The organism is Marmoricola sp. URHA0025 HA25 (assembly GCF_054059435.1).
The window spans coordinates 205,188-227,971 of sequence record NZ_JBSSCD010000001.1; the positions used below are offsets into that span (position 1 = coordinate 205,188).

Sequence of the window (22,784 nt, forward strand, 5' to 3'; positions counted from 1 at the left end):
GGTGGCGGGGTCGGGTCGTCCCCGGGCGTTCGTGCACGCCGGCCTGCCCAAGACCGGTACGTCGTACCTGCAGAGCGTGGTGTGGGCCAACCTCGACGAGCTCGGCGCCCAGGGTCTCGTGGTCGTGCCCGACCCGATGCAGCTGCCCTCCAGGGCTCAGGCGGGCACCCAGGTGATGCTCGCCCTCCGCGACCGGCTCGTCGCGGGCCACGACCCGCTGACCGCCGCAGAGGTGCTCGACCGGTTCGCCGCCGACGTCGCCGCGGCCGGTGACGCCGACGTGCTGCTGACCCAGGAGCAGCTCGCCGGCTGCACGCGCGGCCGCAGGTCCGCGCGCTGTACGACCTGCTCGGCGACCGCGAGATCCACCTGGTGGTGACCGCGCGGGCGCTGTCGCGACAGGTCCCGTCGGCGTGGCAGGAGCGGGTGAAGACGCGGAGCACGACGTCGTACGCCGACTTCGTCGATGCTGCCCGCGACCGGACCGCTCCTGCTCGGGGGTTCTGGCGCAACCAGGACCTTCCGGACGTGCTCGCCCGGTGGGGCGAGTCGCTCCCGCCCGAGCACGTGCACGTGGTGACGGTGCCGCCCAGCCGTGACGCGGCCACTGGGCTGGACACCCGCTACTTCGGCGTGCTCGGCGTCGACCACACTCGGCTGCGGGCCGAGCAGACCCGCAGCAACACCTCGCTGGGCACGGCGCAGGCGGAGCTGCTGCGGCGCGTGAACGTCGCCCTCGGCGACCGCCTCCCCAAGCCGCGGCTCGGCTACGCACGGGTGGCGAAGTGGTTCCTCACCGAGCGCTTCCTCGTGCCCCAGGGTGGCCGGCCGCCGCTGCTGCCGCCGTCAGCCGAGCGGTGGTGCGGCCGGCTGGCGCAGGAGTGGGTGGACGGCATCCGCGCCGCCGGCTACGACGTGGCCGGCGACCTCGCGGACCTGCTGCCCGACCCGGCTCACTTCGCCCGCGGCGTCGCCGGGCCGGACGACGCGGAGCTGCTCGACGCCGCGACCCGGGCGCTCGCGGACCTGCTGGCCGACCGGCACGAGGAGCTCGGCCGCATCGAGGCGCTGCACCGGCGGATCGCCGAGCTGGAGCAGGAGAGGGTCCAGGAGAAGGCCCAGGAGAAGGTGCAGCCTCAGGACTGACGCCAGGGCATCGACTCGTCGAGGAAGGTCTCCAGGACCCGCTCGGTCGCCCGGCCGTCGTTGAGTGCGTTGAACCTGGCGTTGAACGCCTCGATCTCGCCGGCGTACCTGCTGCGGACGCCGTCGAGGTCGGTGAGGTGGTCGGCCACCTCGGCGGTCGTGCGCACCCACGGGCCGGGGGCAGACTCCTCGAACGGGAAGAGCGGCTTGCGCAGACCGAAGTAGGACTCGAGGTCGGGCACGAAGAAGACCAGTGGCTTGCCGGTGATCGCCCAGTCGAAGCGCAGCGACGAGTAGTCGAGCACCGCGACGTCGGCGGCGATCGTGAGCTCGTTGATGTCCGGGTGGTCGGTGACGTCCACGACGGTCGCCGCCCGGTCGACCCGGTCGGCCTCGCGCTGGTTGTTGTTGTGCCCGCGCACGAGCACGACGTACTCGGGGCCGAGGCGCCGGGTGAGCTCGTCGAGGTCGAGGTCGTCGAAGCGCCGGGCGGCGTAGACGCGCGTGGTGAGGGTGTCGCGGAAGGTCGGGGCGTAGAGCACGACCGTCCGGTCCTCGGGTACGCCGATCCGCGCGAGCACGTCGCGCCGGACCTGCGCCGCGTCTGCGTTGACCAGCGCGTCGGTGCGCGGGTAGCCCGCGGGGAGCACCGCGCCGGTGTAGCCGTACTGCTCGCGGTAGAAGGTCTCGCACTCGGGGCTCGGCACCAGGACCAGGTCCCACTCGCCGCTGGCGCGCGCGGCGAAGTGCCGCACCTGGCCGGGCGGGAAGCCCTTGCTGCGCCAGAAGTCGCGGCCCATCGACTTGAAGGGGTAGCCGTGGAAGGTCTGCAGGTAGGCCTGCCCGGGCCGCACCCGGAGCCACGGACCGAAGTCGATGTTCTTGCAGAGGTAGCGGCTGGTGGCGACGGCGTCGTACCACTCGGCGCTGCCGAGCAGCACTGCGCGCGCGCCGTCGGGAACCTGCGTCGAGCTGTCCTGCACGCCCCACATCCGCTCGAGGTCCGGGCGGGTCGTGGCGAGATGGCGGTCGATGGCGAGCTGGCTGTCTGTGCACGCCTCGCCGAGGTAGCTGGCCAGGAGGATGCTCGGGGTCAGCGGTGCGGTCGAGCGCTGGTACGCCGCCTGGAGCCGGAACTGGTGGTAGGTGCCGATCTCGTCGTGGGCGAGCGCCGGGACCACGGAGAGCTTGAGGATCCGGTGCCGGCCGACCTCCTTGCCCAGACTGACGTCGACACCGAGCTCGGGGGTGCGCAGTCGTAGCGGGAGCTCGCCGAGGAGGTCACCGGCCGCGACAGCGGCGTCGCCTCCCACGACGAGCTCGTAGTCGCCGCTCGGCGCGGGCCGCGCCGAGCCGCCGAACTCGCTGACCCGGGTGTCGAACCGGAGGACGTGCCCGGTTTCGCCGGCCTTGACGTCGATGAGCGGCAGGGAGAGGCGCGCGTTGCCGAGGGTGGCCTGCTGCAGGTCGCCCTCCCCGGTGACGGAGAGGCGCAGCTCGCCGTCACCGAGCTCGACCGCGTGGACCGCGAGCCGTTCGGGTGCCTTCTGGTGCTCGGCTCCGGCCGGCACGAGGTGGAAGCCGAACCCGTCACTGGGGTCCCAGCTCGCCTCGATGCGCCTCGGTCCGTCCGTCCCGGAGCCCGGGTGCTCCGCCGAGGAGCCCTGGATCCGGTAGTGGGACGCGCCCGCCGAGGTGATCCCGTCGACCGTGATCGCCCCGTGCAGCTGCCACCGGCCGTCCCCTGCCAGGGCGGCGTACGGGACGCGAGTGCGGAAGCCGCCGTGCTCGCAGCCGGAGTGCGGGAGCTGCGCCCAGAGGTTCGCCTCCGGGATCGCGAGGTGCTCGACCTCCAACGGCAGCACCTCGTCGCCGCGGCGCAGGCTCAGCTCGAGGGCCGGCTCGGGCTCGGCGATGTCGAGGGAGCGGTGCCGCATCCAGCCGGTGACCAGTGCGTGGTCGTCGTGCCAGCCGATCTTCTGCACGACACCCTCGAAGTGCGCCTCGAGCGGTGCCATCCGGAGCAGGTGCTCCGGCAGGCCGGCGGCGAAGGCACGGTCCGCCGGCAGGTCCGCGAGCAGCCGGCCGTCCACCACCTTGGTCGGCGGCACCTGGTGGACGGAGAGGAAGTAGTGGGTGGCGTCCTCGACGGCGTCCCAGCGCCCCTGGGCGACCAGGTGGGCGCGCACCTTCGGGTAGACGCGGACGAGGTCCCAGGCGCGCTCGGTGGCCCGGTCGCAGAACGTGCGGTACACCCCGGCCAGCACGTTGCGGTACGCCTCGTCGGCGTCGAGCGCCTGCGCGGCGTACGGCGGGAAGTCGACCTCGAGGCAGCGCGCCACCCAGACGTCGTACACGAAGTCCGACGCCTCGGCGGTGAGCAGCTCGTGGGCCTCCTCCTTGACCTCGATCCGGTCCAGGAGGTTCTGGATCTGGGCCTTCTGCTGGCCGGTGGACGTGTGGTCCTCGCGCAGCCGCCAGTTGTAGGTGACCCGGCTGAGGATGTCGAACTTCTCGGCGCGCACGTACGCCGTGAGCATCGGCACGTGGTCCTCGTAGGCGATGTGCCCGCGGAAGCCGCCCACCCGCTCGCGCCAGAACGCGGTGCGGAACATCCGGTTCGCGCAGATGATGTCCTGCATCGCAGCCGGGAACTCGTCGATCGTGGTGCCGATCCGGTCGGTCTGGTGGACGGTGCGCTGCCAGGTCGTGCGCAGGTACTGGCTGTGCCGGAGGCGTCGCACGCTGCCGACGCAGAAGTCCGAGCCCGACCGGCGGAGCGTCTCGACCATGTGCTCGAAGGACCCCGGCGGGACGGTGTCGTCGGAGTCGACGAACGTGACGAACTCACCCTGCGCGTGCTCGATGCCGAGGTTGCGGGCGATGCCCTGCCCGGAGTTGGTCTGGGTGAGGACCCGCACGCGGGCGTCCCGCCGCTCGTACTCCCGCAGGATCGCCAGGCACCCGTCGGTCGAGCCGTCGTCGACCGCGATCACCTCGAGGTTGTGCAGGCTCTGCGTAAGCACCGTGTCGAGCGCCTCGCGCAGGTACGCCTCCACGTTGTAGACCGGCATCACCACCGACAAGACCGGACGCAGGCTCCGACGCTCCCACGCCACCAGCGGCCGGCCCGCGACCCGGCGTACCGCACGCTTGGCCCGCCCGCCCGCCTTGCGGCGGGCGACACCGAACGCGCGCTGCGTGAGCGAAGGCTGTGCGGGCATGCGGAAGTCGTGCCTCTCTGGCAGTCGGACCGCGCCAGTCTAGGAGGTGCGGGGGTACCGGTGGCGTCGGCGGGAGGCAACCCCAGGTGGTCGAGCAGGGAGCTTGCGAGCGATCAGACGAGACCTGGTGAGGTGGGGACGGACCCAACCACAGGTGGTCGAGCAGCGAGCTTGCGAGCGATCAGACGAGACCTGGCGAGATGGGCAGGGACCCGGGCCCCAGGTGGTCGAGCAGCGAGCCTGCGAGCGATCAGACGAGACCTCACCTCCCCGCGTGGCTGGGTTCTTGGCAGCGAGGAGGAGTACGCCGCGTGGCTGGGTCCTGCGGTCCGGTGCAGACCGGACCCAGCTGGTCGAGCAGCGAGCCTGCGAGCGATCAGACGAGACCTGGTGCGGTGGGCAGGGACGCCGCCCCTGGTGGTCGAGCAGCGAGCTCGCGAGCGATCAGACGAGACCCGGCGAGATGGGGCAGAGACCCGGGCCCCAGCTGGTCGAGCAGCGAGCTTGCGAGCGATCAGACGAGACCTGGTGAGATGGGGCAGGAACTCAGCCCCTGGTGGTCGAGCAGCGAGCTTGCGAGCGATCAGACGAGACCCGGTGAGTTGGGGCAGGGACCCGACCTCGGTGGTTGAGGAGGTCGCGCAGCGACCGTCTCGAAACCTCGGCCGGCAACCAGAAATCGTCGAAGAATCCTGGCCGATCCGATTGACGGTTCGAACATACGTTCGATAGACTGCCGCCATGATCTCGGGCACCGGCGACGCAGCCACCGCTGACCGCGCCCTGCCGCCCGCACCGACCACCGCCGACCTGCAGGACGCACTGGACCGGCTCGCCGCCCACAACGGCACCGGACTGACCGAGGCGCAGCTGATCGACCACATCGGGTTGATGGAGCAGCTCAAGTCCGGGCTGGCCGCAGCCCAAGCTCGGTTGAGCGTCACCCTGGCCGAGCAGCGTGCTGCCCGTGAGGCTGCTGCCGGGATCCCGGCCGACCAACGTGGGCGTGGCCTGGCCTCCGAGATCGCCCTGGCCCGCCAGGAGTCCCCGGTCCGCGGCGCCCAACACCTCGGCCTGGCCAAGGCCCTGGTCGGCGAGCTCCCCCACACCCTGGCCGCGCTGACCGCCGGCCAGATCAGCGAGTGGCGGGCCACCCTGATCGCCCGCGAGACCGCCGTCCTGGCCAGAGCCGACCGGATCCAGGTCGACCACCAGCTGGCCGGGAAACTGCACACCGGCGGGGACCGGAAGGTCGCCAACCTCGCCCGCGCCATCGGCTACCGCCTCGACCCCGGCTCCGCAATCCGCCGAATCCGCGGAGCCCACGCCGACCGGCGGACCGGGCTCCGCCCCGCCCCGGACACGATGACCTACCTGACCGCGTTCCTGCCCGTCGCCCACGGCGTCGCCTGCCACACAGCCCTGACCCGCGAAGCCGACCACAAACGCGCCCAAGGCGACCCCCGGACCCGGGGCCAGATCATGGCCGACACCCTCGTCGAACGCATCACCGGCCAAACCACCGCGGTCGGCACCCCGGTCGAGATCCAGCTGATCATCACCGACCACACCCTCCTGACCAGCAACCACAACAACCACAACCAGGAGCCGGCCCACCTGACCGGCTACGGACCCATCCCCGCCACCCTGGCCCGCCAACTCACCCGCCAGGCCGACAAAGCCTGGATCCGACGCCTCTTCACCCACCCCAAGACCGGCGACCTGGTCGGCATCGAGACCCGACGCCGGCTCTTCGACGGCCCCCGCCGCCAACTCCTCATCGCCCGCGACCAGACCTGCCGCACCCCCTGGTGCGACGCCCCCATCCGACACACCGACCACATCACCCCAGCCGCGGCCGGCGGCCCCACCAGCACCGAGAACGGCCAAGGCCTCTGCGAAGCCTGCAACCACACCAAGGAACACCCCGACTGGCGTGCCAAGACCATTCCCAACCCACGCCACACCGTCCAGACCACCACCCCGACCGGACACACCTACACCAGCCAACCCCCCGACCCACCCGGCCGACCACGACCACGCAGCTACGACCCACCCCTCGAGGTCCACTGGGCCGCACGGGCCTCCTAGCTGCCCGGGATTCCCCGTGGACGCAAGATGCGCTCGGGGCAGACGATGGCTGCATGGATCAGGACCGACTGAGCGAGGGCTACTGGAGCGCGCTGCCCGGACTCGCGCCGGGAGCCGAGCCGAAGGCTCCGGACGAGCTGGTCATCGAGGTCGACGGCGAGACCTTCGGGCTTCGCCCCGACGAGTCCCGCGGCACCCACTACAGCTGGCTGAGTGGTCCCAACGAGGGCTACGGGTTCACGGTGAGCCCGACGGTCGGGCAGTCACTTGAGGAGCACCGCGAGTGCATCCGCGGCTTCCTGGCACAGATCGACCCGGCCACCGGGTTCATCGGGGACGACTGACCTAGCGTCAGATGCTGTCGCCGTCGCCCGCCAGCGGGTCATCGCGGCGGATGTCGACGATGAGCCCGGTCTGACCACTGAGCAGTACGTCGATGGACCGCACCGCCACCTCGCGCGACTCCAGCAGCGAGCCCGGGGGCTCCTCGCCGAAGGCCTTGGTGCGCATCGGGGTGCCGGTGCGCTCCGGGTTGATGCAGTTGACCCGCACACCGTCGGCCGACCACTCGTCGGCGAGAGCCTGGGTGAGGTTCACGACCGCGGCCTTGGCCGAGGAGTACAGGCTGTAGCCGCTGCGGCCGCGGGTGTACGAGCTCGAGGTGAAGTTGAGCAGCGATCCCTTCGTCCTCTGCAGGTGCGGGAAGAACTCCTGGGCGATGATGATCGGCGCCAGGTAGTTGATCTCGGTGGCCGAGTAGACCGCCTCCTCGGAGGTCTCCACGAGCTGCCCGCGGGGGAGCACGGCGGCGGAGTTCACCACGAGGTCGATGCGGTCCGTCGCCGAGAGCACCGTCTGGATCGCGCGCTGCAGGTCGGCGCGCCGCTCCACGTGGGTGTTGGTGGTCGAGCGGCTGAAGCTGAAGACCTTCGCGCCGTGTGCCTCGGCGAAGGCGGCGATGTCCGCACCGATGCCGTAGCTGCCACCGAACACGACCAGGGTCTTCCCGCTGAGCGCGGAGCGGTACTCCTCCTCGGAGCGGGCCGGCGGCAGGTTGCTGGTCGTCAGCTGGAAGAGCTTGTCGGCGAGGTAGACGTCGATCGGGTCGGTGACCTTCAGGTTCCGCTCTTCACCGGCAACCACCCAGATCGGTACGTCGGGCTGGTACCGGAGCACGACGGTGCAGTCGTCCGTGGCCTGGAAGTCGGGATCGGTCGCAGCGACGGCGTACGCCTTGCGGAGCACTCCTGCGCGGAACGCCTGTGGCGTCTGCCCACGGCGCAGGTTCGCGCGCGGCGGGATGTTGCGGATGACGTTGTCCGCGTCGACCTCGATGATCGTGTCGGCCGACGGGATCGCCACGTCGACCGCGGCGTACGAGTCGAGAGCCTCGAAGCAGTCGGCGATGATCCGCCCGCTGACCAGCGGCCGCACCGCGTCGTGGAACAGCACCCGGGTGTCGTCGTCCGGGATCGCGTCCAGCGCCCGTATCGTCGTCCCGTTGCGCGTCTCCGCGCCCTCGAGCACCTGGCTGACCTTGGTGTAGCCGCCGTCGCGGACGATCGCGTGCACGGCGTCGAGGTGTCCCTGGGCCATCATCACGATGATCTCGTCGACCATCGGGTGCGCGTCGAAGGTCGCCAGCGTGTGCTCGAGGATCGTGTGCCCGGCGACCTTGATGAGCTGCTTGGGGATGTCGAGCCCGACGCGGGTGCCGACGCCGCCGGCGAGGATCACGGCCACGCGTGGGGTGGTCATGGCCCACAGCATAGGAGCGGCGCTCCGGTATCCTCGGCTCGGCCCGGTCCGAGGGCACTGCCGAAGGAGCACCGTTGCGGTTCTCGATCGTGAGCGCGGTCCACGACGTGGAGCGGTACCTCGGGGCCTTCATCGACGCGATCGAGGCCCAGACGTTCCCCGCGGACCGCTTCGAGGTCGTCCTCGTCGACGACGGCTCCACGGACGGTACGCCGCAGCTGCTGGCCTCGTGGGCCCAGCGCCGCCCCGACCTGGTCCGCGTGCTCACCAAGGAGAACGGCGGCCAGTCGACGGCCCGCAACCTCGGCCTGGAGCACGCGCGCGGCGAGTGGGTCACGTTCACCGACCCCGACGACGTCATCGAGCCCGGCTACCTCGCCGAGGTCGACCGGTTCCTCACCGCCAACCCGGAGACCGGGATGGTCGCGTGCAACCTGCTGTTCCTCGACGACGCCACCGGCGACGTCTCCGACACGCATCCGCTCCGGCACCGCTTCCGCGGCAAGGCGCGCCTGCGCGACCTCGAGGGCCATCCTGCGTTCTTCTTCGTCAGCGCCCCGGTCGCGTTCTTCCGCCGGGACAGGATCGAGTCGGCCGGCCTGCGCTTCGACCCGGAGATCAGGCCGAACTTCGAGGATGGTCACTTCACCGCCCGCTACCTGCTCGACCTCGACCGGCCGCTGGTCGGCTTCGTGCCCGGCGCCCGCTACCACTACCGCAAGCGGGGTGACGCGAGCTCCACCCTCGGACGGAGCAAGTCCGGGCCCGACCGCTACACGCGCGTGCTGCGCCACGGTTACCTCGACGTGCTCCGGCGGGCCACCGAGGGCGGCCGGCCGGCGCCGCAGTGGCTGCAGAACGTGATCCTCTACGAGCTCTCCTGGATCCTGAGCGTCCAGCACCAGGCAGCGGGTCTGTCGCCGGAGGTCGTCGACGAGTTCGAGGCCCTGATGGCCGAGATCCTGGACTACCTCGACCCGACGCTGATCGAGGGCACGCCCGTGGCGCGGGTCAAGCGGCTCTACCGCCAGATCCTGCTGCACTCGTACCGGCCCGAGCCGTGGGTCCAGGACCACGCGCTGCTCGCTCGTCTCGACGAGGCGCAAGGCCTGGTGCAGGTGCTCTACCGCTACACCCGGCGGGCGCCGGTCGAGCGGATCCTGTCCGACGGCGTCCCGGTGGAGCCGGTGCACGCGAAGGTGCGCGACCACCAGGTGTTCGGCCGCGCCGTCATCCACGAACGGATCCTGTGGGTGCCGACCGACGCTCCTCTGCGGATCCAGCTCGACGGACGCGACGTCGCTCTCCTGCTGGAGCCGCCGCGGCGCACGACGTACACGCTGAACGCTCCGGCGATCAGGCGCGGGCTCGGCCATGTCGGACCGCGGACGAAGCCCACGGTGGCCGACGACCCGCCCAGGCGCCCGGGGATGGTGGAGCGGCTGGCACGCTCGCGCTGGGCGCGGTCCCGGTACGGCGGCGCCTGGCTGGTGATGGACAAGCTGTTCGAGGCCGACGACAACGGCCAGCGCCTCTTCGAGTACCTGCGCCGTGATCGAGCCGACATCCCCGCGTGGTTCACCGTGCAACGCGGGACCCCGGCCTGGCGGGCGCTGCGCAGGCGGTTCCGCGGTCGGGTGGTCGCGCACGGCTCGCTGCGCTGGAAGCTGATCGCCCTCAACGCCGAGCACCTGCTCTCCTCCCACGCCGACCTGCCGGTGATCGCGCCGCGCGAGCTCGAGGAGCTCGAGGTGCGGCCGCGGTGGCGGTTCACGTTCCTGCAGCACGGGGTGATCAAGGACGACCTCTCGACCTGGCTCAACGTCAAGCCGATCGACCTCTTCGTCACCAGCACTCGCGCGGAGTTCGCGTCCGTCGCCGACGACCACACCGGCTACGTCTTCACGACCCGGGAGACGATCCTCACCGGTCTGCCGCGGTTCGACCGGCTGCGCGAGCTCGGCGAGCGGGTCGCCGTGAAGGACCGCAACCTCGTGCTGGTCGCCCCCACGTGGCGCAGCTGGCTGACCGGCGACATGGACGTCGTGTCCCAGCGCCGTGAGCTCGCGCCCGAGGTGCTCGACTCGGAGTTCATGAGGAGCTGGCTCGCGCTGCTCACCTCCGAGCGGCTGCGCGCGGCCGCCGAGGAGCAGCGGGCGGTCGTCGGCTTCCTCCCGCACCCGAACCTGCAGCCGCTGCTGGGCCAGCTCGACCTCCCATCGTGGGTGCGCCCGCTCTCCTTCGGGGACAACGACGTGCAGGAGCTGTTCGCCCGCTCGGCCGTGCTGGTCACCGACTACTCGTCGATGGCGTTCAACTCGGCCTACCTCGACCGGCCGGTCGTCTACTTCCAGTTCGACCGCGACCGGATGCTCGGCGGGGAGCACGTCGGCAGCAAGGGCTACTTCGACTACGAGCGAGACGGCTACGGACCGGTGGTCACCGATCCCGACGGCGCGGTGGAGGCAACGGTCGCTGCGCTCGAGAAGGGCCTGACCCCGGAGTACGCGCAGCGCATCGCCGACGCGTTCCCGCAGCGCGACGGTCGCTGCTGCGAACGGGTCACGGCGGCCGTTCTCGCCTCTACCCGTCCTTCTGCGTCGACCTGAGCACAGCCGCGATCACGCGCTCGGCACACTGCCCGTCGCGTTGCGGAAAGGCCGCAGCCGCCCGCTCGGCGTGCTCGGGTGCCGCGCCGGAGTCCAGGACGGTCCTGATGGCGGCGACTGCGTCGTGGACGGTCGCCGTCACCGGTCCGAACCCGTCGCGCGCGTGGTCGAACCGCCCGCGCCGGCCGATGTGGCCGCCGGTGAGGGCGAGGTCGGCGTCGAACTGAAGGTACACGACCGGGCGGTCGAGGTACGCCGCGTCGAACGCCGTCGAGGAGTAGTCGGTCACGAAGGCGGCAGCTCGGGCGATCAGAGCCGGTGTGTTCTCGTCGTACCGGGCGACGCGCACGTGGGCCGGGAGGTCCAGCCGCTCGACGACCGACTCCAGGTTCGGGTGCGGCACCAGGGTCAGGGTCAGCTCATGCCGGCGGCACTCCTCGGCGAGCTCCGCCGATGCCAGCAGCGCCGTCCACTGGCGGACGAAGTCGGAGTCCAAGGCGCCCGGCAGCGGCTCGGGGCGCTCGACGCCCGACTCGGTGCGCTGCACCAGCCACCGGCGCCAGGTGGGCGCCACCAGCAGCACGTCGTGGCGGCCGGCCTGTGAGCCGGCCTCCAGCAGCCGGTCGAAGCGCGGCAGCCCGGTGAGCTGGGCCTCCTTCGTCGTGAACGGGTACGGCGAGCCGTCGCCCGCGATCCACGCCTGCTCGTCCGGCGTGCTCGTGACGAGGAGGTCGATGTGGTCGCCGCCGATCCAGCTCACCAGGTCCTCGGTGACCACGCCGTGCTGGAGGAACGTGAACCGCCATCGTGGCTCGGTGAACTCCGTGACCGCCGGCGGCCGGACGATCGCCGGATCGGCGTGCGAGCCGAGAAGGTGCACGCAGTGGGCCATCAGCACCTGCCAGGCCGGCGAGCCGTGGGCGACGACCCGGCGGCCGAACTCGCGACGCAGCCGGTCCCAGTCGGCACTCCCTTCGGCGACCACGAACCAGGCGTTGACCTCGGGGTGGTGCGCGCGCAGGCGGCGAAACACGACCTCGGCGTTGTCGCCGGCAGCGTGCACCCGGTCCATCAGCACCCACGCGTCGGCGTACTTCTTCACAGCAGACGGGCGGGCGGCGCGCTTCGCCGCGCGGCCGGCCGGGCCGTCCGTGGGCGCCGGGTGCACCCGGGCGACCTCCTGGCGGTCGCGACGGGACGGCGAGCCGGTGAGCCGGCGGACCTCCCGCCCGGTGACCCGGGTCCGCGTGCTCCCCGGGCGCTCGAAGACCAGGTCGGCCCAGTGTCCGTCCACGCGAACCCGCAGGTCGGGCGCCGACCGCACCCAGAGGACGCGCTCGCGGACGAGGACCCGGCCGAACCACGCCAGGTCGCGGGTCTTCGCGTGCCGCGGTCCGGCGGGCTGCTCGCCGTTGTCGACCTCCTCGTCCGGCGCGTCGCCGGTGAACCAGTAGCGCACCCGGGCCAGCTGCTGCGCGCCGTCGAACCGCTCCACGTGGACGGCGTCGTCACGCCAGGGCCGGTCGGCGTACCCGTGCGCGAGGGCCACCCGGTGCTGCGGCTGCGACCCGAACTCGAGCCGCGGGAGGACGCGCTCGAGGTCGAGCCGCTCGGTGATCCCGCGCACATACCCGTGGAACGCGTCGAGCTCGGCAGCGGCGGTGAGCACCGGCACCCGGCCCACGTCGTGGGCCACGAGGTAGGCCAGCAGCTCGTAGCAGAGGAAGTGCTGCAGCCACAGCGGGACCTGCCCGCGCAGCCGGTCGGCGTCGTCGAGGATGGCGAGGTAGCCGAACTCGAAGACGTCGGTGTAGCGCCTGGGGTCGCGCATGCTGCCCTGCAGCGAGGACGACCTGTCGGCGCGCTTGCGGTAGTGGTAGCGCGTCGAGGCGAGGAAGCCCACGAGCGGGCGTTCGCAGCGCAGCAGGTACGACGCGCAGAAGTGCCCGTCCTCGAAGTTCGGCCGGATCCGCGTGTCGAAGCGCAGGTCCTGCTGGCGCAGCCGGTCCACGTCGAAGAACGCGGCCGGCGCGCTCCCGTGGAAGACCGACTCCGCGGCGTCCAGGTCGACCAGGCGGTCGTAGCCGAACATCCGGCGCAGCGGGTGGCTGTTCGTCGTGGTGCCGGTGGCCTCGTCCCAGATGACCCGGTGGGTGGCGACCATGACGGTGCCCGGGTGGTCGTGCAGGAACGCGTCGACGGTGCTCAGGTAGCCCGGGTCCACGATGTCGTCGGGGTCGGGGAACGTGATCCACTCGCCGTGCGCGGCGGCGAGCCCGGCGTTGCGGGCCGCTCCCTGACCGGCGTTCTCCTGGCCGACGACACGGACCAGCCCTGGCCGGCGCGACGCCCACGCGTCCAGCACGGCGCGCGAGTCGTCGGTCGAGCCGTCGTCGACCATGACCACCTCGACGCGGCGGAGGTCGAAGTCCTGTGCCTCGATCGACGCGATGAAGTCCGGCAGGTACGCCGCGACGTCGAACACGGCGCCGACCACCGTGAAGCGCGGGCGGGCCGACGGGGGCGTCGGCTCTGGGGCGGCCATCTGGGAAGCATAGAGACGCCCCGGCGCTCAGCCGCCGAGCGCCGCCCGCACCAGCGGGTCGAGGTACCGGGCAAGCGTCGTCACGTAGGTGGCGGTGAGGTGCGACCCGTCGAAGTAGGTGAGCACGCCACCCGTCACGACGCTGCACACCGACGGGCCGCAGATGTGGTCGCTCAGGTCGGCGAACGTCACCAGCGGACTGTTCAGCGCGGCGACCACGCCCTGCTCCGGCGCCGGCGGCAGCCACTCGGCCCGCGTGCCGTCGCAGCTGCGGTAGGAGTCCTTCTTCTCCGCGACGCAGTCCGGCACCCGGAAGCTCGGAGCAGGGGTGTCACGCAGCACCAGGGTGCGCACCCCGGCGTCGCGCCACGCGGCGAGCACCGTCCGGTAGCCCGCCGCGTAGTGCGCCTGGAGGGTTGGGCCGGCGGTCCGCTGGTCGGGGTCGACCGAGATCCGGTTCGACATCACCACGAGATCCGGGTGCAGCGACGTGACCCGGTCGGTGACCCGGCGTACCCAACCGAGGCAGGCGGTGGAGTGGGCGGCCGTGTCGAGCCTCTGCCGCACGTCGGACACCGCGCACTGCGACGCCAGCAGGGTCACGATCCGCAGGTGCTGGTCCTCGGCGATCTTCTGCAGCGCGGGCAGCCACTCGCCCGCGTGGGAGTTGCCGGTCAGCACGACCGTGCGGGTTGCGTCCCGGTCGCCGAAGACGCACTCCCTCGTCGGGAACCGCGGCAGGTAGGCCCAGCAGTCGTGCCCGTCCGGCTGCTCGTCGTAGGCGTCGGACTTGTCGGCGGTCGCGTTGATCGGCGCCGGCACCACGTCGGCGTACGGGACTTGCGGGCAGTCGTCGCGCTCCAGGGCGCGGGCCCCGAAGCAGGAGTCGTTGCCCGCCAGACCGCGCGCGAGTGCGAGTGCCGCCTGGTCGCTCCGCTGGTGCACCTCGGCGACCTGGAGCGCGGCGAGCCCCACGACGGCCGCCATCCCGGCGGCCGCCAGGACGAACGGCTTGGGCAGCGGCACCCCCCAGCCAGCAGTGCGGAAGCGGTCCTCGACGAATGCCTTCGTCAGGCCTGCGAGCGTCAGCGTGGCGGCGAGGATCGCGCCCCGGTCGGTCCAGGTCAGCGCGTGGCCGGTGGCCTGCGGGTAGAGCACGATCAGAGGCCAGTGCCACAGGTAGACCGAGTACGAGACGTCACCCAGCCACTGCACCGGCGGCAACGCCAGCACCGGGCCCGGCGAGAGCCGGCCGCTCCAGCCCGAGGAGGTGGGCGGTCGTGCCGCGATCACGGCCACGGTCCCGAGCACCGGGACGGCCGCCTGCCAGCCGGGGAACGGTGTGTGGCCGGTGTAGACGACGGCCGTCCAGCCGATGGCGACCAGGCCCGCCCAGGCCAGCGGCGTGGCCACGGCCGGCGGCAGACGCCCCGGCCGCAGCAGCGTCAAGGCGGCCAGGACGCCGCCGCTGCCGAGCTCCCACATCCGCGTCGGCGTGACGAAGTACGCCGCTGCCGGATCCGTCGCGGTCTGGTGCACCGACCAGGCGAGGGACACGCCGACGACCACGAGCAGGCCGGCGAGGACGACCGGAAGCGGCCGCCGCCCCAGCGCCCGCGCGAGAGCCGCGAGCAGCAGGATCAGCACCGGCCACACGAAGTAGAACTGCTCCTCCACCGACAGCGACCAGAAGTGCTGCACCGGAGAGGGTGCGTTACCGGCCGCGAGGTAGTCGACCGCGTCGCGCGCGAGCAGCCAGTTGACGACGTAGAGGGCCGCGGCCCTGCCCTGGCGTGCGGTGTTCGCCCACTGCGTCTCCGGCGCGACCAGCCGCGACGACACCAGGGTGACGGCGAGGACCAGCAGGGAGGCGGGCAGCAGCCGGCGGACGCGCCGGCTCCAGAAGGCCGCCAGGTCGCGGGGTCGCTCGGGCAGGCGCTTCAGCAGGTGCAGGGTGATCAGGAACCCCGAGATCACGAAGAACACGTCGACGCCGGTGAAACCGCCGGACAGCGAGGCCGGCGCCAGGTGGTAGGCGAGCACGAGGGAGACCGCGATCGCACGGAGTCCCTGGATGTCGGTGCGCACGGCCCGGGGGCGGGGCGAGGTCGATGCGTGCATCCCGGTGGATGCTACGTGCGCTGCCGTGTGACGTTCCCCACCGAGCGGGCGGGTTCCCGCGTACCTCGCCCCGACGTAGGCTCGTTGTCGTCATCAAGTAGTCCGGTACCCGCGAGGGACTGGAACGAAAGGCGATGAGATGGCCCGAATCGGGGTTGTGGGTGCCGGCAGGGTCGGCGCCGTCCTGTCAGCCGCTCTGCGCACCGCCGGCCACGAGGTCGTCGCCGCTGCCGGAGAGTCGACCGCGTCGCGCGATCGCATCGACGCGCTGCTTCCCGGCGTACGCCGTGCGAAGCCGACCGACGTCGCCCGGAGCTGTGACCTGCTGCTGCTGACGGTGCCCGACGACATGCTCGAGAACGTCGTCACCACGATGGTCGGCGCCCGGGCGATCCGCCCCGGACAGGTCGTCTGCCACACGTCGGGGCGCCACGGCCTGGCCGTGCTGCGCGCCGCGACCGAGATCGGGGCCGTGCCGCTGGCGCTGCACCCGGCGATGACCTTCACCGGCACCGCGGTCGATCTCGACCGGCTGTCGGGCTGCGTGTTCGGAGTCACCGCGCGTGAGCAGGACCGCACCTTCGCCGAGTCGCTGGTCGCCGACATGCGCGGCGTGCCGATGTGGGTGCCCGAGGACAAGCGCACGCTCTACCACGCGGGCCTGGCTCACGGCGCCAACCACCTGGTGACCCTCGTCGCCCAGGCGATGGAGCTCCTCGCCGCCTCCGGGGCAGAGGACCCGGCCGCCACGCTCCGGCCGCTGCTCACCGCCGCGCTGGACAACGCGCTGGAGTCCGGTGACGCGGCCCTGACCGGGCCGATCGTGCGCGGCGACGTCAACACCGTCGCCGCCCATCTCACCGAGATCTCCCGGACTGCTCCGGCCACCATTCCCTCGTACGTCGCGATGGCGAAGGCCACCGCCGACCGGGCCGTGCTCGACGGCCGGCTGCTGCCGATCAGGGCAGCCAAGATCGTCCGGCTGCTCGACGAGGCCCTGGCCGCGGTCGACTCCCTGCGATCGGCCGGTTCGGCGGCTCAGCGCCGCCTGGGAACCGACCGGCCGTGACGGTCACTCTCGTGCGCGCGGACACGCGCGCCGAGCTCCAGCGCGCGGTCGTCCCCGGGTCCGGCCCCCGGCCTCGTGTCGCCTTCGTGCCCACGATGGGCGCCCTGCACGAGGGCCATCGCTCGCTCATGCGTCGCGCCCGCGCCGAGGCGGGACCCGAGGGTGTCGTGGTCGTCTCGGTCTTCGTGAACCCCACGCAGTTCGGGCCCGGCGAGGACCTCGACCGCTACCCGCGCACGCTCGACGCGGACCTCGAGGGCTGTGCCGCCGAGGGCGTCGACGTGGTCTTCACCCCGTCGGTCGACGAGATGTACCCCGGGGGCCTCGACGGAGGCAGGGTCACCGTGGAGCCGGGTCCGCTGGGCGAGATCCTCGAGGGTGCCGCGAGACCGGGCCACTTCGCCGGCGTGCTCACGGTCGTGGCGAAGCTCTTCGGCCTGGTGCGACCCGACGTCGCGGTGTTCGGCGAGAAGGACTACCAGCAGCTCGCCCTGATCCGCCGGATGTCCGCAGACCTCTGCCTCGGTGTCGACGTCGTCGGCGCGGCGACGGTCCGCGAGGAGGACGGACTCGCGATGTCGAGCCGCAACCGCTACCTCGACGGCGACCAGCGGAGCGAGGCGGTCGCCCTGTCGCGGGCGCTGTTCGCGGCGCGGCAGGCCGCGGAGCGCGGATCGGAGGCGGCCCTGGGCGCCGCCAGGGCCGCGCTGCGGCGTACCCGTCTCGTGGACCTCGACTACCTCGAGCTCACCGCGCCCGACCTCGGGCCGGCACCGGAGAGCGGCCCCGCCAGGCTGCTGGTGGCGGCACGCGTGGGCTCGACCCGCCTGATCGACAACGTGGAACTGGACCTGGGAGACAGCTGATGTTGCGCACGATGATGAAGAGCAAGATCCACCGGGCGACCGTGACGCAGGCGGACCTGCACTACGTCGGCTCGGTCACCGTCGACGAGGACCTGCTCGACGCGGCCGACCTGCTGGCCGGCGAGCTGGTGCACATCGTCGACGTGACGAACGGCGCCCGCCTCGAGACCTACACGATCGCCGGCGAACGCGGGTCCGGGGTCCTGGGGATCAACGGAGCAGCCGCCCGGCTGGTGCACCCCGGTGACGTGGTCATCCTGATCGGCTACGGGCAGATGGAGACCGCCGAGGCTCGCGCGCTCGAGCCGCACGTGGTGTTCGTGGACGCCGACAACCGGATCGTCGGCACCGGGTCCGATCCCGCGGCGGTGGTCTCGGGGATGGGCGCGGCCGGCAGTGGTCTGGTCCGCGGCGACCTCGTCGACGCGAACCGGTAGCGTCGCCGGATGGGAATCGCGCTGCCCGAGCGGCTCGCCGCCGGCGACCCCGGCTGGGCGACCGAGGCCGACGTGGTGGTGGTCGGCACCGGCATCGCCGGCCTCACCGCCGCGCTGCGGCTGCGCGACCAGGTCGACAAGGTCCTCGTGGTCACCAAGGACGTGCTGTCGGCCGGCTCCACCCAGTGGGCACAGGGCGGCATCGCGGCAGCGCTCGGGCCCGGCGACACCCCGGAGCAGCACGAGCACGACACCCTCGTGGCAGGGGCGGGAGCCTGCGACCTCGAGGCGGTGCGCGCGCTGGTGACCGAAGGTCCCGAGGCGGTCCGCGAGCTGATCGCGCTGGGCGCGAACTTCGACCACAGCCCCGAGGGAGTGCTCTCCCTGACCCGGGAGGGCGGCCACCACCGCGACCGGATCGCGCATGCCGGCGGAGATGCGACCGGGGCGGAGATCCAGCGGGCGCTGGTCGCGGCGGTCGCCGCCGCCCCGGACATCGAGGTGATCGAGCACGCGCTGGCCGTCGACCTGCTCCTCGGCGCCGACGGCGGCGTCTGCGGGATCACCCTGCACGTCATGGGCGAGGGACAGCGCGACGGCGTCGGGGCGGTGCGGTGCCGTGCCGTCGTACTGGCGTCGGGCGGGCTGGGCCAGGTGTTCTCGCAGACCACGAACCCCGCGGTCACGACGGGCGACGGCATGGCCCTCGCGCTGCGCGCCGGAGCGGTGCTGCGCGACCTGGAGTTCGTGCAGTTCCACCCGACGGTCATGTACCTCGGCGCGGACTCGCGCGGGCAGCAGCCGTTGATCTCCGAGGCGGTGCGCGGTGAGGGCGCGTTCCTGGTCGACTGGGCCGGCCGGCGCTTCATGCAGGGTCAGCACGAGCTCGCCGACCTCGCGCCCCGCGACGTCGTGGCCAAGGCGATCACCCGCCGGATGCACGAGGAGGGCAAGCCGCACATGTGGCTCGACGCCCGGCACCTCGGCGGATCTGGTGATCGAGCCGAGTCGAGATTCTGGGAGCGGCGCTTCCCGACGATCCTCGCGACCGCGCGCTCCCACGGTGTCGACCCGGTCACCGACCTGATCCCGGTCGCGCCCGCGTGCCACTACGCGTCCGGCGGCGTCGCCACCGACCTGTGGGGCCGGTCGAACGTCGCCGGCCTCTACGCCACCGGCGAGGTCGCCTGCTCCGGGGTCCACGGCGCCAACCGGCTGGCGTCCAACTCCCTGCTCGAGGGGCTGGTCTTCTCGCGGCGGATCGCCGAGGTGCTCCCCGCCGAGCTCCGACCGTACGCCGATCCGGTGCCCGACGTGCGCCGCGCCGGCGTCGTCGCCGCGGAGGTCCGCACCGCCCTCCAGACGACGATGACCGAGCGCGTCGGGGTGCTGCGCAACGCCGACGGCCTCGAGCTCGCGGCCAAGGCTCTCGCCGACCTCGCCGCCACGCCGGGGGAGGAGGGCACCGCGGCCTGGGAGACCACCAACCTGGTCTCGATCAGCGCCGCGCTGACGACGGCCGCGTCGCTGCGCGAGGAGACGCGCGGATCACACTGGCGCGAGGACTTCCCGGAGCGCGACGACGACCACTTCGCCGGCCACTTCGACGTGGTGCTGGCCGACGGGGTCCCGGTCGCGTCGTTCCACGCGAGCCCTGCGACCGACGGCGACGCAGGATGACCACGCTGGCCGACGTACCGGCAGCGCTGCTCGACGAGCTCGCTGCCGCTGGCCTCGACCCGGAGGTGCTCTGGCAGCAGGTGGAGGCGGCCCTTGCCGAGGACCTCCCGGCAGGCGCCGTCGACGTCACCTCGGTCGCCACGATCCCGGAGGAGACGCGCGGGACTGCCGAGTTCGGCGCCCGCGAGGCAGGGGTGGTCGCCGGGCTCGGCCTCGCGGAGCTGGTGTTCCGCTTCGTCCTCGGCGACGACGTCGAGGTCACCGACCGGCTCGCCGACGGCACCCGGGTCGCCGCCGGCGACGTCGTCATGCGCGTCACGGGGCCTGTCCGCGGACTCCTGACCGCCGAGCGCACCGCCTTGAACTTCGCCTGCCACCTGTGCGGCGTCGCGACGGCGACCGCTGCCTGGGTCGACGCGCTCGAGGGCACCCCCGCACGCGTGCTCGACACCCGCAAGACGCTCCCGGGCTACCGCGCTCTGCAGAAGTACGCCGTGCGCTGCGGCGGTGGGGTCAACCACCGGTTCGGCCTCTCCGACATGGCGCTGGTCAAGGACAACCACGTGGTGGCCGCGGGCGGCGTGCTGCCGGCGTTCGAGGCGGTCCGGTCCGCCTTCCCGGACATCCCCGTGGAGGTCGAGGTGACCGACCTCGACCAGCTGCGCGAGCTCCTCGACGCCGGGTGCGACCGGATCCTGCTCGACAACATGGACGACGCCACGATGGCCGAGGCCGTGCGGATCACCTCCGGCCGCGCGACCCTCGAGGCCTCCGGTGGCCTCACGCTCGAGCGGGCGCGCGCGGTCGCAGAGACCGGGGTGGACTTCATCTCGGTGGGCGCGCTCACCCACTCCGTCAAGGTCTTCGACATCGGCATGGACCTGCTGTGAGTCTCCTCTGCGCCGACATCGGCAACTCGCACACGACCCTGGGCCTGCTCGACGGCGGCGACGTGCTCGACCACTGGCGGGTCGCGACCCTGGAGAGCCGCACCGCCGACGAGTGGAACGTGCTCATCCGCGGACTGATCAACCAGAGCCCGCGCAGCGACATCGACCTGGTCACCGGCATCGCCGTCTGCTCGACCGTCCCGTCCGTGCTGCACGAGTGGCGCGACATGCTGGCCCGGCACTTCGCCGCGGTGCCGACGGTCGTCGTCGAGCCGGGCGTGCGCACCGGCGTACCGGTGCTGATGGACAACCCGCGCGAGGTCGGCGCCGACCGCGTCGTCAACGCGCTCGCCGCCGCCACCCTGTACGCCGGGCCGGCGATCGTCGTCGACTTCGGCACTGCGACGACGTTCGACGTGGTCAGCCCGCGCGGCGAGTACATCGGCGGCGCCATCTCGCCGGGCATCGACATCTCGCTGGAGGCACTCGGCCGCCGCGGCGCGCAGCTGCGCAAGGTCGAGCTCCTCCGCCCGCGCTCGGTGATCGCCAAGAACACGGTCGAGGCGGTGCAGTCCGGCATGGTCTTCGGCTTCGCCAGCCAGGTCGACGGCATCGTGGCCCGGATCATCGACGAGCTCCAGGTGGAGCCGGCCACGGTCAACGTGATCGCCACCGGCGGCCTCGCCCCGGTCGTGGTCGACGAGTGCCGGTCGATCACCGACCACCAGCCCTGGCTCACCCTCCGGGGCCTGGAGCTCGTTTTCGACCGCAACCGCTGAGCGGGCAGCCCTACCCGGCGCTCGGGTCCTTCGTGCAGCTGATCTGGGTGCCGGGCATGGTCCAGGCGCAGCCGTTGTCGCCGATGGGTGGCGCGGGCATCACCAGCTCGGGATCGGTGACGACCTGCTCGAGAGCGTCGACCGGCACCACGAACGCCTGCTGAGCGCCCTCGAAGCTGGGTGCCTTGACGATCTCCTGGGCGCTGGTCAGGAACGTCCGGCTGTGCACCGACTCGACGTTGCGGATGAAGTACACCTCGGAGGCGTCGATCGGCTCCTGGCTCGGGTCCCCGGCGCTCGGCACGCCGGTGCGCAGCTCGTCGCGCGTGACCGCTGCCCAGGTGGCGTCCGGGAGCCCGGTCTGCCTGCGCACGGCCATCACGCTGGTCGTCACGACGTCACCGTTGCTGCTCGTGGTGACCGTGCAGGCGAAGTCGTAGCCCGCGGCCAGGTCGTTCCTGCAGTTCTTCCGGGCGTCGCCCTCGGCCTCGGAGCGCGAGTGCAGCAGCGAGACGATCACCTGGCGGGGGCCACCGTGGGCGCCGTACTTCACCGACATGCTGCTGGCCTTGTCGTAGTACTGCGGCGGGACCTTCGCGCCCTGGTCGTCGCTCGCCCGGAAGTCGCCCTCCCCGAGCCCGTCGAGGCCCGCACCGAGCGCCGCCCGGGCGTGGTCGTCGATGAGCTGCGGCATCCTCTGGGCGTCGTAGTGCTCCAGCGCAGCGGCCGTCGCGGGGTCGATGCCGGTCCGGTCGCCGGTCCTGCCGGACCCGTGCCACGGCATCAGCGGCAGCGCTGCGACCGCCGCTGCCGCGACGACGACGCCGGCGAGGCCGCGTCGCGCGCGGCGCCGGACCAGAGTGCGCCGGCCGAGGGCGATCACGGTGTCCGAGGACATCAGGAACGGCGGCTCGCTGTCCTGCACGTGTGCGCGGACGAGCGTGGCCAGGTCGTGGTCGGTCATCAGGTCTCCTCGGTCAGGACGAGCTCGGGGATGCGGGCGCGCAGCGTGGTGAGCGCCCTGGACGTCTGGCTCTTGACGGTGCCCTCGGCGATGTCGAGGACCCTGGCGACCTCTGCGACCGAGAGGTCGTCGAGGAACCGGAGCGCGATGATCGCCCGCTGCTGGGCCGGCAGCAGCCCGAGGGCCCGGCCGACGTCGAGCGGTGAGTCGTCGGCGACGGTTGCCGGCTGCTCGGGTGGGGCGTCCGTCAGGTGGTCGCGTCGCCGGCGCCGGAGCCAGCCGAGCGCCTCGTTGACCACGACCTTGCGGGCATAGGCCTCGAGCGTCTCCGGCCGGATCCGGGGCCACACGACGTAGAGCCTCGCAAAGCCGAGCTGGGTCACGTCCTCGGCGCCGTGCCAGTCCCGCACGATCAGGTACGCCGTGCGGCGCAGCGCGGGCGCACGAGCGACGAAGAAGTCGCTGAACTGCTCGTCTCGCCGCACCGGTTGCACCTCTCGCCCCAAGGACCTGACACACCCTCTATGTCGCGGCGGGGCCTTCAGGTTCGCACGGGGGACGATCGATTCGCAGGAACGGAAACGCCGAGAGCCGCCACCCGAAGG

Annotated in this window: 17 protein-coding genes; 11 read left to right on the forward strand and 6 right to left on the reverse strand. The window is 72.2% G+C overall.

Features of this window, described 5'->3' with window-relative positions; genetic code table 11:
- The first annotated feature begins 1 nt into the window (after nucleotide 1).
- Nucleotides 2-379: a hypothetical protein gene (locus tag ACVW00_RS00915; RefSeq protein ID WP_457109023.1), complete on the forward strand. Its 378-nt coding sequence runs from the start codon at nucleotides 2-4 to the stop codon at nucleotides 377-379.
- Nucleotides 373-1,146, forward strand: a complete 774-nt coding sequence (locus ACVW00_RS00920) for a hypothetical protein (protein ID WP_457109024.1) — start codon at nucleotides 373-375, stop codon at nucleotides 1,144-1,146. Before ACVW00_RS00915 ends, ACVW00_RS00920 begins: the two co-directional genes overlap by 7 nt.
- On the opposite strand, the gene ACVW00_RS00925 is transcribed toward ACVW00_RS00920, so the two are convergent.
- A complete protein-coding gene (locus ACVW00_RS00925) occupies nucleotides 1,137-4,370 on the reverse strand; it encodes a CDP-glycerol glycerophosphotransferase family protein (protein ID WP_457109025.1) in 3,234 nt (1,077 codons plus the stop codon). The two genes, ACVW00_RS00920 and ACVW00_RS00925, sit on opposite strands and share 10 nt — an antisense overlap.
- A 741-nt stretch (nucleotides 4,371-5,111) precedes the next feature.
- Here ACVW00_RS00925 and ACVW00_RS00930 point away from each other — a divergent pair.
- Together ACVW00_RS00930 and ACVW00_RS00935 are read left to right on the forward strand one after the other, a co-directional pair.
- A complete protein-coding gene (locus ACVW00_RS00930) occupies nucleotides 5,112-6,461 on the forward strand; it encodes a DUF222 domain-containing protein (RefSeq protein ID WP_457109026.1) in 1,350 nt (449 codons plus the stop codon).
- A 53-nt stretch (nucleotides 6,462-6,514) separates the two neighbouring features.
- Nucleotides 6,515-6,805: a hypothetical protein gene (locus ACVW00_RS00935; RefSeq protein ID WP_457109027.1), complete on the forward strand. Its 291-nt coding sequence runs from the start codon at nucleotides 6,515-6,517 to the stop codon at nucleotides 6,803-6,805.
- A 7-nt stretch (nucleotides 6,806-6,812) separates the two neighbouring features.
- Here the strand turns inward: ACVW00_RS00935 and ACVW00_RS00940 are convergent, their stop codons facing one another.
- Nucleotides 6,813-8,219, reverse strand: coding sequence for an SDR family NAD(P)-dependent oxidoreductase (locus ACVW00_RS00940; protein ID WP_457109028.1), 1,407 nt, complete (start codon nucleotides 8,217-8,219; stop codon nucleotides 6,813-6,815).
- A 74-nt stretch (nucleotides 8,220-8,293) separates the two neighbouring features.
- Between ACVW00_RS00940 and ACVW00_RS00945 the strand changes: the two genes are divergently transcribed.
- Complete coding sequence (locus tag ACVW00_RS00945; protein ID WP_457109029.1) at nucleotides 8,294-10,828, forward strand: glycosyltransferase; 2,535 nt, start codon at nucleotides 8,294-8,296, stop codon at nucleotides 10,826-10,828.
- Here ACVW00_RS00945 and ACVW00_RS00950 read toward each other — a convergent pair.
- Nucleotides 10,803-13,373: a bifunctional glycosyltransferase/CDP-glycerol:glycerophosphate glycerophosphotransferase gene (locus ACVW00_RS00950; protein ID WP_457109030.1), complete on the reverse strand. Its 2,571-nt coding sequence runs from the start codon at nucleotides 13,371-13,373 to the stop codon at nucleotides 10,803-10,805. The two genes, ACVW00_RS00945 and ACVW00_RS00950, sit on opposite strands and share 26 nt — an antisense overlap.
- Before the next feature lie 27 nt (nucleotides 13,374-13,400).
- Nucleotides 13,401-15,494 (reverse strand): acyltransferase family protein, encoded by a 2,094-nt coding sequence (locus ACVW00_RS00955; RefSeq protein WP_457109031.1) that lies wholly within the window; start codon nucleotides 15,492-15,494, stop codon nucleotides 13,401-13,403.
- Nucleotides 15,495-15,633: 139 nt separating this feature from the next.
- Here ACVW00_RS00955 and ACVW00_RS00960 point away from each other — a divergent pair, with 139 nt between their 5' ends.
- From ACVW00_RS00960 to ACVW00_RS00985, 6 genes are read left to right on the forward strand one after another with little or no spacing between them, the layout of a single operon-like run.
- Nucleotides 15,634-16,563 carry a Rossmann-like and DUF2520 domain-containing protein gene (locus ACVW00_RS00960; protein WP_457109032.1) on the forward strand — a complete coding sequence of 310 codons (930 nt, stop codon included), beginning with the start codon at nucleotides 15,634-15,636 and terminating at the stop codon, nucleotides 16,561-16,563.
- Nucleotides 16,560-17,429: a pantoate--beta-alanine ligase gene (gene panC, locus ACVW00_RS00965; RefSeq protein WP_457109033.1), complete on the forward strand. Its 870-nt coding sequence runs from the start codon at nucleotides 16,560-16,562 to the stop codon at nucleotides 17,427-17,429. Before ACVW00_RS00960 ends, panC begins: the two co-directional genes overlap by 4 nt.
- On the forward strand, nucleotides 17,429-17,866 hold the full coding sequence (gene panD, locus ACVW00_RS00970) for an aspartate 1-decarboxylase (protein ID WP_457109034.1): 438 nt from the start codon (nucleotides 17,429-17,431) through the stop codon (nucleotides 17,864-17,866). The genes panC and panD overlap by 1 nt, the downstream gene beginning before the upstream one ends.
- Nucleotides 17,867-17,875: 9 nt before the next feature.
- Nucleotides 17,876-19,546, forward strand: a complete 1,671-nt coding sequence (locus ACVW00_RS00975; RefSeq protein WP_457109035.1) for an L-aspartate oxidase — start codon at nucleotides 17,876-17,878, stop codon at nucleotides 19,544-19,546.
- On the forward strand, nucleotides 19,543-20,436 hold the full coding sequence (gene nadC, locus ACVW00_RS00980; RefSeq protein ID WP_457109036.1) for a carboxylating nicotinate-nucleotide diphosphorylase: 894 nt from the start codon (nucleotides 19,543-19,545) through the stop codon (nucleotides 20,434-20,436). Before ACVW00_RS00975 ends, nadC begins: the two co-directional genes overlap by 4 nt.
- Entirely contained in the window at nucleotides 20,433-21,215 is a 783-nt protein-coding gene (locus ACVW00_RS00985; RefSeq protein ID WP_457109037.1) for a type III pantothenate kinase, read from the forward strand. The genes nadC and ACVW00_RS00985 overlap by 4 nt, the downstream gene beginning before the upstream one ends.
- A gap of 10 nt (nucleotides 21,216-21,225) precedes the next feature.
- Here ACVW00_RS00985 and ACVW00_RS00990 read toward each other — a convergent pair whose 3' ends face one another.
- On the reverse strand, nucleotides 21,226-22,179 hold the full coding sequence (locus ACVW00_RS00990) for a hypothetical protein (protein WP_457109038.1): 954 nt from the start codon (nucleotides 22,177-22,179) through the stop codon (nucleotides 21,226-21,228).
- Entirely contained in the window at nucleotides 22,179-22,664 is a 486-nt protein-coding gene (locus ACVW00_RS00995; protein WP_457109039.1) for a SigE family RNA polymerase sigma factor, read from the reverse strand. The genes ACVW00_RS00990 and ACVW00_RS00995 overlap by 1 nt, the downstream gene beginning before the upstream one ends.
- Nucleotides 22,665-22,784 lie beyond the last annotated feature (120 nt).